12 protein-coding genes are annotated in these 16,302 nt (G+C 49.2%); 3 read left to right on the top strand and 9 right to left on the bottom strand.

The window, feature by feature from the left end:
- Positions 1-154: 154 nt before the first annotated feature.
- Positions 155-1,348, top strand: coding sequence for an oxalate decarboxylase family bicupin (locus DFP97_RS00550; protein WP_114378039.1), 1,194 nt, complete (start codon positions 155-157; stop codon positions 1,346-1,348).
- 489 nt (positions 1,349-1,837) lie between these two features.
- On the opposite strand, the gene DFP97_RS32420 is transcribed toward DFP97_RS00550, so the two are convergent.
- Entirely contained in the window at positions 1,838-2,671 is an 834-nt protein-coding gene (locus tag DFP97_RS32420; protein WP_245975839.1) for a beta-galactosidase, read from the bottom strand.
- Between the two features lie 1,255 nt (positions 2,672-3,926).
- Positions 3,927-4,652 carry an S-layer homology domain-containing protein gene (locus DFP97_RS00535; RefSeq protein WP_181873294.1) on the bottom strand — a complete coding sequence of 242 codons (726 nt, stop codon included), beginning with the start codon at positions 4,650-4,652 and terminating at the stop codon, positions 3,927-3,929.
- Between the two features lie 323 nt (positions 4,653-4,975).
- Here DFP97_RS00535 and DFP97_RS00530 point away from each other — a divergent pair, with 323 nt between their 5' ends.
- Complete coding sequence (locus tag DFP97_RS00530) at positions 4,976-5,479, top strand: PIG-L deacetylase family protein (protein ID WP_181873293.1); 504 nt, start codon at positions 4,976-4,978, stop codon at positions 5,477-5,479.
- A gap of 365 nt (positions 5,480-5,844) precedes the next feature.
- Here DFP97_RS00530 and DFP97_RS00525 read toward each other — a convergent pair whose 3' ends face one another.
- The 6 genes from DFP97_RS00525 to DFP97_RS00495 all read right to left on the bottom strand — a co-directional run bounded on the left by DFP97_RS00525 (position 5,845) and on the right by DFP97_RS00495 (position 12,502).
- Positions 5,845-6,747 carry a TIGR01777 family oxidoreductase gene (locus DFP97_RS00525; protein ID WP_114378035.1) on the bottom strand — a complete coding sequence of 301 codons (903 nt, stop codon included), beginning with the start codon at positions 6,745-6,747 and terminating at the stop codon, positions 5,845-5,847.
- A 783-nt stretch (positions 6,748-7,530) separates the two neighbouring features.
- Positions 7,531-8,082: a cyclase family protein gene (locus tag DFP97_RS00515; protein ID WP_114378033.1), complete on the bottom strand. Its 552-nt coding sequence runs from the start codon at positions 8,080-8,082 to the stop codon at positions 7,531-7,533.
- Positions 8,083-8,159: 77 nt separating this feature from the next.
- Complete coding sequence (locus tag DFP97_RS00510) at positions 8,160-8,987, bottom strand: VanW family protein (protein ID WP_114378032.1); 828 nt, start codon at positions 8,985-8,987, stop codon at positions 8,160-8,162.
- 371 nt (positions 8,988-9,358) lie between these two features.
- On the bottom strand, positions 9,359-10,237 hold the full coding sequence (locus DFP97_RS00505) for a glycoside hydrolase family 31 protein (RefSeq protein WP_114378031.1): 879 nt from the start codon (positions 10,235-10,237) through the stop codon (positions 9,359-9,361).
- A 209-nt stretch (positions 10,238-10,446) separates the two neighbouring features.
- Positions 10,447-10,662 (bottom strand): CDGSH iron-sulfur domain-containing protein, encoded by a 216-nt coding sequence (locus DFP97_RS00500; protein WP_114378030.1) that lies wholly within the window; start codon positions 10,660-10,662, stop codon positions 10,447-10,449.
- Positions 10,663-10,720: 58 nt separating this feature from the next.
- Entirely contained in the window at positions 10,721-12,502 is a 1,782-nt protein-coding gene (locus tag DFP97_RS00495) for a carboxypeptidase-like regulatory domain-containing protein (RefSeq protein ID WP_114378029.1), read from the bottom strand.
- 227 nt (positions 12,503-12,729) lie between these two features.
- On the opposite strand from DFP97_RS00495, the gene DFP97_RS00490 reads away from it, so the two are divergent.
- Positions 12,730-14,139 (top strand): HEAT repeat domain-containing protein, encoded by a 1,410-nt coding sequence (locus DFP97_RS00490; protein WP_114378028.1) that lies wholly within the window; start codon positions 12,730-12,732, stop codon positions 14,137-14,139.
- A gap of 98 nt (positions 14,140-14,237) precedes the next feature.
- Here DFP97_RS00490 and DFP97_RS00485 read toward each other — a convergent pair whose 3' ends face one another.
- On the bottom strand, positions 14,238-16,295 hold the full coding sequence (locus DFP97_RS00485; RefSeq protein ID WP_114378027.1) for an alpha-galactosidase: 2,058 nt from the start codon (positions 16,293-16,295) through the stop codon (positions 14,238-14,240).
- Positions 16,296-16,302: the final 7 nt, after the last annotated feature.

The raw sequence follows: 16,302 nt of genomic DNA, 5'->3' as shown, positions 1-16,302 counted from the left end.
TAATTTTTATTACAAAATTACAATAACACAGTAAGGTTAAAATTTCCAGTTATAGTTTTGCCCTACTATATTCCAAACACATAAGGGGTTAGACAGCATCATAAACTGGCTATTGGTGAGCTATTTTTCACTTAAATAGAGAGGAGGCTGTTTCATGGAAAACCCGCCTCGGCACGGGCTGAACGACGACCGTGTGCCGCAGCCTATCCGCAGCGATGGCGCTGGAGCGACGGATCTCGGTCCCCGCGATATTATGCGGGATAAAGAGAATCCCGACATGCTCGTCCCCCCTTCAACAGACTCAGGCTTGCTTCCTAATTTAAAGTTTTCGTTCTCCGATACGCATATGCAGTTAAATCACGGTGGTTGGTCCAGGGAGATCACCGTCCGAGACCTTCCTATAGCTACGACGCTTTCAGGCGTCAATATGCGTTTGACCCCCGGGGGCGTTCGTGAGCTTCACTGGCATCAGCAAGCCGAATGGGCTTACATGCTGCTTGGCCGGGCGCGAATTACTTCAGTAGATCAAGCGGGGCGCAATTTTATCGCTGATGTCGGCGAAGGCGATCTATGGTACTTTCCTGCGGGACTCCCCCATTCCATTCAAGGGCTGGAAGAAGGCTGCGAATTTCTGCTCGTCTTCGATGACGGCAGCTTCTCGGATCTTAACACGTTATCCATTTCGGACTGGTTTGCGCATACGCCCAAGGATGTGCTGTCTGCCAACTTCGGCGTACCGGTGAGCGCTTTTGACTCCATTCCATCCGGTCAGGTTTATATTTTTCAAGATACCGTTCCCGGTTCGCTGGAAAGTCAGAAGGTTCAGTCCCCTTACGGCACGGTTCCTCTGAGCTTTACACATAGACTCTTAGCTCAACCTCCGATCAAGCTGCCCGGCGGAAGTGTGCGAATCGCTGATTCCTCCAACTTTCCTATTTCCAAAAAGATTGCGGCAGCGCTGGTCGAGGTCGAGCCCGGAGCGATGAGAGAGCTTCACTGGCATCCCAATAATGACGAATGGCAGTATTATTTAACCGGGCAGGCTCGAATGACAGTATTCGCCGGCAACGGCAATGCTCGCACATTCGATTATCGAGCCGGCGATGTCGGTTACGTCCCTTTTGCAATGGGACACTATATTCAGAACACCGGCAGCCAATCGTTATGGTTTCTGGAAATGTTCAAGAGTGACCGATTTGTCGATATCTCATTAAATCAATGGATGGCCCTTTCGCCCCGCCAGCTCGTTCAAGACAATTTGCAGGTAGGGCCGGAACTGCTTAACGCTCTACGAAAGGAAAAATGGCCTGTCGTCAAATATCCCGGATTTTCCTACTATCCGAAATAAGTTCTAATTCTAATTTTTGACCGCTGCGATCATGAGGAAGATAGGGCGACGGGTTTCGTCCCGCATGTCGGGATACTTGTCTAACATTTCTTGCGTCGGTTGAGGTTCGGAAACTTTCGTAATTCTAAAGCCGGAATGTTTTTTGATTATATTTGCTCTAAATACTTATTACACTCTTACTTATCTTTCTTATCAGCAATCTTCTTTAAGTGTGTTGAGATTTCATGAAGATAGTGCATGATAATATACAGTAAAACAATGATTATAATCGCAAAAAAGATAAGCCAAGACACGAGCATCTTCCCCCTGTTAAGTTGAATTAATGATTGTATGATTAACCCTATAATGATCCTAATTTAACATGTAAATTCCTGCTTCTAATACAGGCAAATTCCCCCACCATGAGGTCATTCATGTCCCTCATAGCAGTACCATAGATTAAAGACGCAGAAAGACCGCCACCTGGCGGTCTTTCTAACGTCTCACGTTTTATTTTTGGCTGAAATTGTAATAGAACTTCGGCCGTTCCCCTAGCAACACCTTATAGATATCGTAGTTGGTCGCCATGATCCCTTTCAGGTATTCCTTATAAGGACGGTCGGCGACATTCACAAGGCCTGAGTTATAACGTTCTCCCCAAACTCCCTGCCAATATCTTCCCAGACCTGCTTGGTCCACATAATTGAATACATGAGCGCCCACAATGTAGTCCAGATCGGCCGCCGCCTCAACATAATTCCGGTAACGCATTCCCCTCTGGAACTGATTCACGGCCGAATTTTGAAGGAGCGGATCCAATCCTTGTTCAGTAGTACCGAAACCGAATTCGCTGATCAGAATCGGTTTGCCGCCCGATTTCGTGTACACATCTTCCAAAAGCCCGGTATTTAGCGCATAACCGTAATGATTGATACTGATGACATCCACGTATTTCCCTTCCACCTGGGCCATAACGCTCCGAAACTTCTCATTCAGGTAAGGCGTCGTTAACCAGCGGTCTCCGAGAAGAAGATGATTCTGGTCATATTTGTGGTAGAGACGCGAAACCGTTTCAAAGAACGTATCCAGATAATATCTGAAAAATGCATCCATATCGCTCCAAGCCGACGATGTATTGATCGGCAGCTCCGCTTCCTTCAATTCTTCAAAGGATTTAAATCTTGTCTGCCAATGGCTGTTGAATTTGTCTATTTCTTGATATTTATCCTTCAGCCTTTTAACCAAACGTCCTTTAATCGCCGCTTCGCTTGCCTTCAGCTTCGGGACATGGGAATAAAACTTATGGTAATCGTATTCGTTGTCGATGAAATAACCGATCAGCATCGGATCGTCCTTGCGCGGCTTGACTGCATTAGCAAACGCCTTATCGATCTTGGCTGCCGCATCCGGCGCAAAAATATCGAATAACGAAATCCCGTCTATCTTAGCCCAGCTCATGCTGCTTAGCGGAAGCATCCGCACATAAGGCAAGTTATTCTCATTGCCGTATTTGTCAGGTGAAAAGCCCCCCGCACTGTTAAATCCCCATTTTTTGATTCGCCCGGCCGCTTCCGAATAGATCGCATGCTCGGTTGGAACTACCCCTGTTTTCCGGTATTTGTTCGCCAAATAGAACGAAAAATTATCGGTCCCGCTATAAGCCGGTTTATATTCCTCTTGAATAGATGGAATCGATTCGAACAGCTCCTCCCGCCCCTTAACCATCGTATAGGTTTCATTGGCCGTAAGTCCGTTCACACCTAAACTGAAGAAGAGATTGCCTTCCGGTGTTGTCATCACTTTGCGTCTGCCCATCTGCTGAATGGAGAAAAAGCCCTTTTTTTGCAATCCGTATTTTGCCGCACTGCCTGCCAGACCACCGAAACGGTCCCGGCCCGAAGGAGGTGTTAAACCGGCGTAATAGGAGGCGTCTGCCTCAGCATCCGCTTTCAGCTGCTGCTCGGTTGTCACCTTCCCGGGAAAATTAGCCGATATCATTTGACCGAACCTGTCCACTTGAATTTTATTGCTTGCGTTCAGCGTATACTTACGGATTGGACTTGGATCCTTTCCATCCTTGACGGCATAGGTTTCGAACACGCTGTACCCCGTAAGCTGGAACGGCCCGCTGTAGAGCTGAAAAGCAGGGGCGTTGTCCTTGCGGTAATAGATTCGGGCCCCTTGGGTCGCCGATGACAGATCGACCTGAAGCGATTCGGCGTTTCGGGTCGACTTGACGTCGACGGAAGCGGTGCTTCGATTGATCGATACCCTGGAAAGCTGCGGCGACCAGGATTTGGCGGCTCCGCGCAGCTCGATTTTCATATAGCGCATCCCTGCCGGCAGCGAAGAAGCTTCATAGGCGTATTGCTGCCAATCGCCCGAAGGATTGCCGACCGGATAGGTTTTGACCGGTATTTCCTGATACGTTTTTCCGTTCGCCGAGGCGAACATCTTGCTCTTTTCCAGATTAATTTCGGTAAAAAAGTAGCTGTAAAAGAGCACAGAAGCGATATCGTATTTCGTATGGTAAACGATGCTTCCCGGCGCCGTCGACGTTCGCGCCATCCGTTTCGCATCGCCGCCGAAGTAAGCGGGTTTATCCGTAATGATGTACATATTCGCACGGCTCGTCATCAGTTTGAAGCTGTCGAGCGGATCGTAAAGTCCTACTGACGGTCCCGGCGGCGATAACAGGCTGCCGGGAACCTCTTTCATCGACAGGTTGATTAAGGCGGACTGCTTCCTCACGGGTCATCGCGTCCTGCGGCCGGTACGACCACACGCCGGAATCTTGGGTAACGTCAGGACCGTACCAGCCGTGAGCAATAATGCCGCTGATTCCTTCCGCCGCCCAGGTATCCGGCTTATCGCTGAAATTCAGCGCGCCGCCCGGAGCGAGACCCTGTTTTTTGGCATACCGCCATATCATTACCGAGGCTTCTTCGCGTTTGACCGGCTTATTCGGTGAAAAAGTCGTATCGGAAGTGCCGTTAACGATGCCCGCCTGATAGGCGGCGCGTATATAGGCGGCTGCCCAATGAACCCGGATATCCGGGAAGGGCGCCGGTCCTCCTTGGTCCTTCAGCTGAAAAGCGATGGAGACGAATTTGGCAAACTGGGCGCGGGTCAACGTCTGTTTCGGTCCGTAAATCCCTTCGGCGATTCCGTCCACTACGCCAAGCGTCTTTAAGTCGTGAATATAATCGAAATAGGGGCTTGTAACCGGCACGTCTTTAAAATCCGCCGTCGCTGCGCCGATTCCCGTGCACGGCAATGAAGCAAGGGCGATCATCGCGGCGGCTGCAATCAAAAATTTTCTCATCCCGGCTCCTCTCTTTCTAAATTTTTCCTCTCCAATTATAAATTCGGGCTTGCCCATAGATATAAGGGGGGTGAAAAAATATAATAATTCCTCGGAAATTCGACGGACTTTATACCATGGGATTGCCGACAGCCATTTCTGACCAAAAGGCAGCAATACAGTCAATAGTCAGCATAAATTCTGAGCGCCTGTCTCATTCGCCAGCTTGCCGAATCCGGCGATCAGCCTGCGCTTTTGCTCGCAACGAGAGGAGATGCCGGCGGCAAGAACGCGCTTATGCCCATTTGTCAAAGATAGATTTGGGTCATCTGAGGGAGAAGGAAATGGGACGCGCGGCAAACGTCCTGAAACTGGATGCCGTAGAATTCCTGGGTTTTCCCGACGGAAAGCTGGCTGAGAGCGACGAGCAGGCATTCTTGCAGGGAGTCGTGGCATTCATCAATCGCAGAAGACAATCGGTCGTCTTTACTTTTCCTCCTGATGGCGGAAACTTCCACCCCGATCATATGGCGATATCCCGGATCACTACGAAGGCTGTTAGCGGCGGACAGTGTCCATCCGTGAAACAGCTGTACTACACCATGTCCGAACCAGTTAAGAATGCGGGTCATAAGATTACCTTTTCTGTCGATACTAAACCGATGTGGGACGTAAAAGCGGAAGCGCTGCATGCGCATGATTCCCAAATCCTTGGGATAGAGCGGTATTTCGGCAAGCTGCATGATTTTCCGGAGACAAGAAGATACGAGTCCTTTGTAATCGCTTGGGAACAAGGTGTATTTTGGCCGGAAAATCGAAGGACATCGCTCGCGAGGAGCTTGATTTAAGGTAAAGAGGTTTAACACACGCAAGCAAGACTGTTTGGGGCGTTCTGCCGCTGGACAGTCCTTTTTTCACGCCTTTTTGTCAGGATGTTTTTCAGATTATAGACGGCTTCCAATTGAGGATCATGCCTAGGCCGGCCTCTACCGAAATTTACGCCGCACTTAACTGTAGCGGGAACTGAATATTTAAAACGTCCAGTGCAGCGGCGATCGAGTGAATCGAATGTAGAGTGATTCTTCGTTTCCGCCCGCTTCTGCATTTTCCTCAATTGACCCTTAACTAGAACTACAGGAATGCTATCGTTACCTGTCGTTTAAAAACTCAGGACTGCTTTGCTTTTTCTAATATTTGATCAACAAATTTTCTCTTACCTTCGGTATTCCCTATTCACAATAGCCTCAAGAGCTTGTTCCAATCTCTTATATCGAAAATCATAGCCTTCCTTCAATAGTCGCTCGGGAATAACCCAACGGCTCTTCAGGATGAGCTCCGTCTCAGTACACAAGAAAAGAGCACCGACCTCGAGCATCCACCGGGCGGCGGGTAGTCCGATTTTCCGGCCTAAGGAAGTACGCAATAACTGCATCAGCTCGCGGTTTGTCACCGGGTGGGGCGCCGAACAGTTGATAACGCCGGAAATATCCAGCCGCTCTTGAAGGAAGCGAATAATCCTATACAGATCCTCAACGTGAATCCAACTGAACTTCTGCCGCCCGCTGCCTTGGACACCGCCTAATCCCAACTTAACAAGATTCTTATAAGGGATCATCACGCCGCCATGCTCACCTAGCACGATAGCGATGCGCAGAGCAACCTGACGGGTTCGTGGCAGCTCGAAGGTAAAGAAGGCGCGCTCCCATGCGGTTGCGACATCCACTGAGAAGCCCGAGCCGAGCTCGCCACCGGTTTCCGTCATCGGGTAGTCTTCAGCATGGCGGTAGATGGTTGCGGTGCTGGAATTAATCCACAAAGGGGGCGGATTATTACACGACAACACACAACGCCCTAGGATCTCCGTCGTCTCGATTCGGGACTTTAGGATCTCTTTCCGATTTCGCACGTTGTACCGGCAGTTTACCGACTTGCCGGCTAGGTTTACAAGAAGCTCCGCGTCCTCCAGTGCCTCAACGATTGCTGCCGACTCTAGCCAGGACACGTGCTGCAGCTGCCGCGAAATCACGACTACCTGATATCCGAGTCTACGGAACTGGTCAGATAGATATTGTCCGATGAAGCCGGTCCCTCCGGCTAAAACAACTTTCTTGATCATGGCGCACCTCACATGTAGCACAGGATTTTCCTTCATATTACAAGAATAACCTGGCGTGAGACCACCGATCATTCTTGCTGAACCTCATATTCTAGATTATTGTGCGATCGTATCCGGTTAGCGCAACGACCATCAGTACAGTGAGTTAAAAATATTCTCGATATTAATTTACTATCATCTAATGCATCGTGTCTTCGGAGGTCATCGTTTTTAATCCCATAATATTTCACTAAATAAAACCAATATTCAAATAAGCCAACTCCTCTGAAATAATGGTCCTTTTTTATTATTGATTATATACTACGACAAGGATTTGGATAGTTCTAATAATTATGGGCCCTTTCGCACTATCCTGCCCGTTCGTAACGAAGGGCTACCACGCGTTAGCTTAGTATATAACGGGTTGCTTTATAATAAAGTCAAAATGTGATTCATTACCCATCTTAGTTCTAGGACAACTAATACCAACAATACTCCGACTTCTATGGAAGTTCTAAATGTTACTTTATCCATAAATACCTTGTAAGTAATAATCAATATTAATTGCAAAATCACTAATAAAAAATAAATACTTTCAAACTTAAAATTCAGGTTTGCATCAATAATTCTTCCAATTAATATGAAGACAAGCAACCATCCGCTGAGTATATAGTATTTCATCTAGAGTACTCCCAATTAGGTTTTGTCATCTTTAACTGATTTCATCTAACGTTATTATACTCACGAGGACTAGAGGAGCTGTCCTTGCGGCAGCTCCACAATATCGCTCTCCGCTAGGACACATTATGCGTTCATTCCAAGCCTATCCGGTTCAGCCTCCACCACCGCAACGGCCCGAACCGGGGACCCGTCGCCACAGACGATGCGCAGAGGAAATCCGTAAAACATAAAATCGGTTCCGCCGGGAAGACGATCCAAACCCTGCAGCCCCGTATACGTCACAATATTGATACCCAACAACGCCCGCTCTAGTTCTACAGACAGTTCACCGCCTACGAACGGTGGTCGGAGCGCAGCGAGTCGGTCAAAGCATTCTAGCCCGACGGATTCGATGAAAAACAGCCCCCGGCCTTCCGGCCAAGCCGGGTCTTCGATCCGTACTACGCGCGATGCTCCGAAAAATCGCTCCAATGGCAGCTCATCCAATGTCGCGGCACCGGGGTGCATGTGTGAAGGCGCGTCCACGTGGGTTCCGGTATGGCTACCCATCGAAAGCTGCCGCAGTTCCCAGGTATGACACTCGTATGTATGTGCTACCTTGACTTTTACCTCCGGGTCGCCGGGATAAACGGGCATGCCATCAGCAATCGGTAACGTCAAATCGATCACTCTCACTCAGGCTCCTCCTTTCCTGCAAACTATTATCCAAATTTCACTTTTGTCTGACTTGAATTATCGTACCCGTAATGGTACTAGTCATCCTTTGTCGATTCTGATAATAAGGGTGAATACATCATGAGTGCGTTGTTCTCGGTGATATATTCATCGTCAATCAACTCGCTCGCCTGGTTGAAGACGCGCCGATGAAGTACGTTGCGCCTAACGTAACCTCCCCAATACTGCTGCTCGATGCGATGCTCCTTCTCATAGATTTCGTAGGAATGCAATGATTTCTCGACTGCACGCCACTCCCCACGCAGAACATGATCTTTCAACTCAAGACGAAGCTGATAAAGTGTAGTAGTCGGATTGGAAATCATAAGATCCAAATAATTATAAGCACAAGTCGCCCCACTACCAAAAGGTTGTGTTCGGTTTGTATCCGGGAATGCATCGTAACTATGCCGATGACGTTCCATGACTGCTAGCGGCGTGTGCAACGTCATCCAATAAATCAGGTTCGAAAGCTGGCAAAGACCTCCACCTATCCCTGGCTTGAATCCGCCATAAAACAACACCATGCCCGGGACGTAACCTTTGCGCGCTGTTGTTTTGCCGATGAGCTTCCAGTATGACATCGTCTCACCCGGCGCAAGGAGGAGCCCATTTAGACGTTTAATCGCAAGTGCCAGATTGATTTCTTTATTATATTGGAGCCACATATCCACGTCCTTCAGCTTCCGAAGCGTTGGTGTTTCATGATGAAATACAACATGTGCAAGCGGTTCCTCTGAGAACGTTCGCGCGAATGGAATACCATCAACCAACCATCTAGCATATCTTCGCCAAGTATAATAAGTTTTTCCGAACATAAGTCGTAGCTTGGATCTCGAAATTGGTTTCTTCATTTCTATATCGATCCTCTCTTTTTATTCTCACACCATCATTATCTTTCAACGAATAGACTCCCTCGACAGTTTTTCTTTTGACTTGCAATCGGCGTTACTCCATCTCTAAGACGTATCAATTTACGATTGAGTTGCGTTAAACTGCCAGTTAGCTTAACGTCTATCAGTACATATACAAAATTTCTTATTTTGTGAACAAGTTAAAAAGAAGCAACCGCAACGGGCTGCTCCTTAGTAAATCAGGTGTCGGATGACAAGAACTTGATCCCATTCCCCACATCCTCCAAATTCCATGATGCCTTTATTTCCCTTTCTTTCATACAAAAATCCGCTTTAGCGGATTTTTTGTTTTTACGCCTTTCTGCTATCAAGACCTGTAGAATCTAAATAGGCAAATAAGCACCATCTCTCAAAAATAATGGTATATCTTCAATCGGAGCATCACTCGCGATCCACATGCCGCCTTGATGTTTAATTCCCGTACTTACCTCTTTCCAAGACGAGCCTTTAGGCAAGTAAACTCTTCTTGCTCTTGCTCCTTCATAAAGCACGGGGGCAACGAGCAGATCGGGACCAAACATGAATTCATCTTCGATGTTCCAAGCTTCGCGATCCTGAGGAAAATCATAAAACAGAGGCCGCATCGGAGGAGTTCCTTTCCCATGAGCGGCCATCATCAGTTCGGTGATGTAAGGACGAAGCCGTTCGCGAATTAATATGTATTTTTTGAAAATCTCAAAAGCTTCTTCGCCATAGCTCCACACTTCATTCGGTGCTCCGCTCTCCATCAAGCCGCCTCCGCTGACCCCTAAAGGAGGGGTATGCGGTTCTCTAGCGCCATGCATGCGCATAACAGGACAAAAAGTCGCATACTGAAACCAGCGGATGATAACCTCGCGAAAAGAGGGATCGTTCGGATTGCCTCCGTGGAATCCGCCGATATCCGTTGTCCACCAAGGTATCCCTGCCAGGCCCATGTTAAGCCCGGCCCTAAGCTGGATCCGCAGCGATCTGAAGCTCGAATCGATATCGCCGGACCAGACGAGCGCGCCATACCGCTGACTGCCCGCCCAAGCGCAGCGAATCAGATTGATGATATCCTTCTGTCCGGCCTCGGTCATGCCCTCATAGAACCCTTTAGCGTACATGACAGGGTAAATATTGCCGATCTGCACATCCGGCCCAATAAAGTATCTGTAGATGTCAAAGTCGTATACGGAATATTCCGGTTCGGCTTCAATATGAACCTGCCAACGGTTCATAATTTATTAGTTCATGTTCATTAAATGACATGCACTCTAAAAACTCGTAGCCATTTTTATTAATAATAGCTGTCAATTAAAGCCCCCCTCATTCCAAATTGCACCATAAAACTTCGGCTGCTTATTGAGCATGACTGCCAGTTAGTTTAATAACACAAATTGCAAACAACCCGGCCTCATTGCAAGACCGGGTTCGCGATTGCCTTGACTTACTCCTTCTTCGCTCTCGGCGCACTTTCGAAGCCAATCGACTTGTGCGTGCCATCGCAGAACGGCTTGTTGCCCGATCCACCGCACCGGCACAGCGAGAACGTTTCTTTGTGCTCGAAAGGGTTGCCCTCTGCATCCACCAGCTCGACCGGCCCCGTCACCCGAAGCGATCCGTTGTCGTTCACTTTGATCGTCACTTTGTTTTCGTTTGTCATGAGTTGCCTCCTATGTATGATAGTTAATATTTAGTATAACCAGCGGTCGTGTCCCCCACTAATCTTTCTTATTCTTATCATCCTTATTGTCTTTAGACACTACAACAATTGCTGATGCTATTGCAGCATTGCCAGCCTTATCGGTTGTGGAATAAATTATCGTATATTCACGTTCTGTGCCTTTTCCTGAATTCTCAGCACGAAGATCGAATGCCGTATCGAATGTACCATATTCAGCATTTTGAATATCGATTAATTTATTTCCAGAACCAGAAGAATGACTAGCTTGACTAGATGTAATTGAGGTTAATTGTATGGCTGCTATTCCTGATCCAGCATCTATACCATCGACAATGGCATGGATTTGAATCATTTTATTGTTAACAGGTGATAGAGCGTATCGATTGAGAGTGAGCTGCAGCGTTGGAGATGTTTTGTCGATATTCACTACAAGCTGCTTCGGTTGTTCCGTGTTTCCGGCTTGATCCGTACTTCGATACAGAAGACTATTCTCTCCTTCCTCCGATATCGTAATGACATCTTCATAATCCGACCATGTACTTCCATTATCAAGACTGTACGCGATATATTCGATTCCGGATAAATTGTCGTTTGACGATAATGACACGTGAATATCGGAATTATACCAATTGCCGTTGCTTGCCCGTTCTGACACCGCTGCTTCAGTAACAGGCGCTGTTTTATCCAAACTGACATAGACCGTGCCCGTCCCTCTCAATCCGGCAGCGTCTATGGCAGAACCCGTTATGGCTTGTTTGGCTCCTTCAGCAGACACTAAAAACGGAGGATCAACCACAGGCTCTGCTTCTTCGTCAAAAGCTTGAAAAGATACCCACACATCTTTGTTGTACCAACCATTATAATCAGGAGCTCGCTCTTCCATGGCAATGACGACTGGAGGGTTATTTTTGATAAGCTTCACTGACAACCGATAAACCCCGCCATTAATTTCTATATTCTCTTCTGCCGGCATATAGCCTGGAGCCATTACTCTAAGCGTATACGACCCGCCTTTAATGACATCTGAAAAGAAGTAATTTCCTGCTTGAAACAACGGAATATCCGTGCCCGCTAATACGACAACCGCGTCTTGAATCGGGACATCTGACTCATCGGTAACATCCACTTCAAGGCGTCCATTTAAATAGGTACCAGGATGCATATCGAATACTTGCTGATCGATGACTTTGTGATTGCCCGAATGAAGTTCAACTAAGTTCTCCAAATTATTGTTGTACACCAGACTAAATTGATTCACGCCGCGAGCAGAATTGAATTCTCCCGGAATGACGGACATGGTATAGTTGCCTTCGGAATCTGACCATGAATCAGCGATTTTAATCCTTCCACCGCGTCCAAGGTAGACACTCAAGCTTATCGGATAATTGCTAACAGGCGTTGCAAACTCGTCTATATAAGTGATTTTCCCCGTTATGCTCGCTTTCTGCTCTGGTATTTGAAAATCGAGAATTTCAGACTGCACTTCGAAGACCACAACATACCCTTTAACATTTAGGATAGCCGAGACGGCATCACCCAACGTCTTGCTATAGGAAGGGATGGCATAAACTCCTTCCTCATCTGTAGTAGCTGATATAATAAAATGAAAACCTGCATTCGGCGAATATGCTCCGACTTGAACCGTTGCGCCTTCAACTGGCTGCCCGGCTTCATCGGTTATTGTTCCTTGCAGAGAACGTTCCACTTGGTCACCAACTTCATTGGCATAACTGATGTTCGTATTTGTTGTCATGAATGCAATGATTATAAGCAAGATAATTGCAAGCTTTCCTCTTCTCAAATCATTTGTTTGACTCATCCATATTCCTCACTTTCAGTAAAAATATATTATGTGCCCGTTGTTCTTAATAAAGGATATCATGTCGAACCAATTTTTGTAAGTCTTTGAATGATTTTACGAAGTGCTCAGCTATCAAGTTAGTTTTATGCAAGCTTCACTTAGTATCGTGTATGTAGCATAGAGCAAACATTTCATATAATCGGTGTAGAAATTCATATTGATCCAAACAGGAGGCCACCGGTTACATGAGCAGATCGCCTATTTTACTGACAGACGAGCAGATGAAAACTTTTATTACAGACGGATTTCTTATTCTGCAAACAGATTTTCCAAAAGAGTTCCACCATACGCTGACCGATGAATTGAATCGTGTTTATGAGGAAGAGGGAAACCCCGGCAACAATCTGCTTCCACGGATTCGGGAAATCCAGCAAGTATTCGATCACCCGGTCATAACAGGAGCGCTAACGAGCGTTTTGGGACCTGACTATATGCTGCATGCGCATAGACATGGTCACCACAACGCTCAGCCTGTTGCCGGCGGCTGGCACAAGGACAGCTATTGGGGATATTCCCGCATGCGCAACCATCACCCTTGGTGGGCGATGATTATGTATTTTCCGCAGGACACCCCACTCGAGCTTGGACCGACTGGCATTATGCCTGGAACGCAAAATTATGAGACCCGTACCTTCGACTCCGACGAAACGGAAGGAGAAGCATACGCAAGCGGTGGAGCAGGCACCTTCGCGCTCATTCACTATGATTTATGGCACCGCTCGACGCCTAATGTGCTCGGTAACGCCCGATATATGCTGAAGTTTGAGTTTATGCGGACAGCTGCACCAACAGTCCCATCCTGGGATAATCATGAAGCAAAATGGATACAGCCTGCCGACCTCGCTCTTCCAATCGCCCGTCATGAGACGTTATGGGAAGAGACTTGGAACTGGCTGTCGGGTAACGTCGGCAGTATTGCGAATTCATTAGAAGCGGATGATCAAAAGATTGGGGAGCTGGCAAACGCTCTAGAGGACACCTTCGAGCCAAACGTGCTGAACGCTGCCTATGATCTAGCCCGGTATGGCCGGCGCGGAGTTGAAACGCTGCTTTCTGGACTTTATCACGAAAGAACTGACGTATCCCGCATCTCTGCTTATGGACTATCTGTTGCGGGCGCCGATGCAGTCGATGGATTGAGAGCCGCGCTTAAGCATGATCGCGAGGAGACGGTATTGCATGCGGTTTTCGCGCTGGGCGAGCTGCGTCATCTTGCAGAAAGCTCGATATCTGAGCTTAATGGTCTGTTGTCCGCATCTTCCGCTCCGGTTCGAAGTGCGGTCGCGGAAGCGCTCGGAATGATCGGAGGCCGTACAAATGAGGCAGTCGATGGTTTAGTGCGATGCTTACAGGATGCGGATACGCAGGTTCGCTTCACGGCAGGCCTTTCTTTATCCCGACTTGGTGCCGCGGCTGCTGCTGCCGTTCCTGCATTGGCGACAGCACTAGATGATGATAATCGCTACGTCAGGGCTCATGCGCTAGAGGCGCTGCGATACATCGGAACCGAAGAAGCAAAGGACATTCTCATTAAGTCTTTGTTTAATGCAAGATGGTGCACGACCACGACACCGGCTAACAACTTTTATCCATGATAGAATGACAAGCTGACTGGCAACCCTTAAAAATTTTCAATGAAAAGAAGGACTTTGCCAGCGAGCAATGAATTGCTGCTGGTAAAGCCCTTCTTCGTTTATTTGTAGAACAGCAGCTTGGATTCGGCTGCTTCGAGCGCGATGGCGTGCTCGGCCGTTCCAGACGTCAGGCTGTATTCGCCGCCCGACCACAAGTCGCGGACGACGACGCCGTCAGCCGCCTCGATGCCGACACGGACAAGGTTGATCGTCTTCGTCACGCCATTCTCGCCGTCGAAGTTGAACACGGCGACATATACGCCTCCGTCGCCGGCCAGCGTGAACAGGTCCTCGCCCTTCGTGCCGCTGCGACCTTCCGCTGGGCGGAACGTCTCACCGCGGCGCGCAAGCGTCATGACGGCTCTGTTCGTCATCCACTCCTTCGCGCGGCGTGCCGCCTCCTCCATCCGGTAGTCGTCGCCGAGCAGCAGCGACGTCCCGGCGATGACTCCCGCGTTCAAGCGGCTGCGTCCCTCATGCTCCGAAGTCGCGCGCTGGTTATCGCTCTTATACAGCACGATATGGTCTGGATCGTTGAAGCGGTACAGGTTGTCGCTAATCCACCAGCCATAAGTTATAGCGTTCAGCATATATTCCGTATCATCGATCGTGCCGAACGCGTCACAGGAGACGCGTCTGCTATGCGCATAACCGTGCGGGAACAGCGGAGCGATCGACAGGTTAATAAGAAACTCGCGCCCGATCCGCTCCGGGCTCACCGCCTCCGCGATAGCGGCCATGCCGAAGTTGTACGCTTGGATGCCGGTCCGCACGGATGGATCGTGATGCACGCCTTCCATCGCGCCATGCGCGAGGAAGTCCATTTTCAAATATTCGAAGCCCGCGGCGACAACCTCATCCAGCTTGCGCATAATACGAGCAATCGCTTCGGGATGCGACGGGTCGATCGGGAATGCGCCGTCCAGCTTCGGCAGCGGATTACCCCCCGCATCCTTCAGCAGGATTTCCCGGTACAACACGGCGCGGTCCGTTCCTTCAACAGGCGTATCGGGGTTGCTCCCCCAAAACGCGAACGGTGTGTAATACGTTCCCGGCTTCTGGCCGTTACCTTTCACCCGGCGCACGGCGTCGGCAAGCTGCTCAGCCGTCAAGTTATCCGAGAATGCGTCGAAGTTGACATACAGACTGCCGTTATCGTCGGCAAAGCCCTCGCCTTGAAGAGCCGAAGCGAAGAAATCCGACGTATGCGTATAGACGTCGTAATCAAGCTTCGCCATCACAGCCGACCAGCTGTTCCAGCCGATCGGCACGCCGCCGGACCATTCAAGTGCAGGCTTCACGGTCGCGTTCGCCCTGCCGTAAGCTTCCATGCCGTCGCGGTAATCGAGATACGCGCCGACGAATATCGTCGGTGACACGATGCTCGCTCCGCGCAAAGAACCATGAGGTACGGTATCCCGCGTCTGCAAGTCCGCGGCGCCGGCTTGCACCCGCACCCTCGCAACCGTCGAAGTGAACGTACCTTCGACGTCGATCGCCGTCTTCCACGTGTCATGCGTGACGGAACCGAGCACGAAGCCGCGGCGCGAGCCGGAACGGTAGACGGCCGTTACCTCGTAGCTGCGGACGCTGTTCTGATTGGCATGCGAAGCGAAGCGCACCCACTTGTCGTTGTCGTACGGGATGAACAGCGCCCGTACTTCGGCTTCCCCAGCCTCGTCGCCGAAGTCGAGCACGCCGCCGTCATTCAAATAAGCGGCAAGCGGCGTCAGCTCGTTCGTCTCCCACTCCTGCTCGCCCACTGCCTCCAGCTCGACAAGCGCGTACGGCAGCCCTTCGTACAGCCGAACATGCTGGCGGAGCAGCGGCTTACCCGGCTCGCTATGCTCGAAGCTGAAGCGAACACCTTCGCCAAAGCCGTCTGCAATCGGCTTCACCGATTCCACAGGCACCTTATGGTTGCCATACTGTGACGACCGCAAGTTCTCCCAGCCTACTCGCGCCTCGGCATAAAAGCCGTTCATAGACTGCCCGTTCTTCCAAGCTAGCGATACGGTACCGTCCGCCACATTCGTCGTCACTTTCACGAGACCGTTATCCGCTGCGTAAACGTTTCCATCCTGTTCCAGCTTGATTTGCCCTATTACCGTTGTCATCCGATAT

Source organism: Paenibacillus prosopidis, from assembly GCF_003337375.1.
In the GTDB taxonomy this organism is placed as follows: domain Bacteria; phylum Bacillota; class Bacilli; order Paenibacillales; family Paenibacillaceae; genus Pristimantibacillus; species Pristimantibacillus prosopidis.
The sequence above is the reverse complement of the archived record's forward strand: the minus strand, read 5'-3'. Positions and strand labels throughout refer to the sequence as shown.

What these genes read in the sequence shown, in the direction of transcription:
- DFP97_RS00485 (WP_114378027.1), bottom strand. Translation starts at nt 16,295, where the DNA reads ATGACAACGGTAATAGGGCAAATCAAGCTGGAACAGGATGGAAACGTT.
- DFP97_RS00525 (WP_114378035.1), bottom strand. Translation starts at nt 6,747, where the DNA reads ATGATCAAGAAAGTTGTTTTAGCCGGAGGGACCGGCTTCATCGGACAA.
- DFP97_RS32420 (WP_245975839.1), bottom strand. Translation starts at nt 2,671, where the DNA reads ATGCTGATCGGTTATTTCATCGACAACGAATACGATTACCATAAGTTT.
- DFP97_RS00535 (WP_181873294.1), bottom strand. Translation starts at nt 4,652, where the DNA reads ATGAGAAAATTTTTGATTGCAGCCGCCGCGATGATCGCCCTTGCTTCA.
- DFP97_RS00500 (WP_114378030.1), bottom strand. Translation starts at nt 10,662, where the DNA reads ATGACAAACGAAAACAAAGTGACGATCAAAGTGAACGACAACGGATCG.
- DFP97_RS00495 (WP_114378029.1), bottom strand. Translation starts at nt 12,502, where the DNA reads ATGAGTCAAACAAATGATTTGAGAAGAGGAAAGCTTGCAATTATCTTG.
- DFP97_RS00550 (WP_114378039.1), top strand. Translation starts at nt 155, where the DNA reads ATGGAAAACCCGCCTCGGCACGGGCTGAACGACGACCGTGTGCCGCAG.
- DFP97_RS00490 (WP_114378028.1), top strand. Translation starts at nt 12,730, where the DNA reads ATGAGCAGATCGCCTATTTTACTGACAGACGAGCAGATGAAAACTTTT.
- DFP97_RS00505 (WP_114378031.1), bottom strand. Translation starts at nt 10,237, where the DNA reads ATGAACCGTTGGCAGGTTCATATTGAAGCCGAACCGGAATATTCCGTA.
- DFP97_RS00530 (WP_181873293.1), top strand. Translation starts at nt 4,976, where the DNA reads ATGGGACGCGCGGCAAACGTCCTGAAACTGGATGCCGTAGAATTCCTG.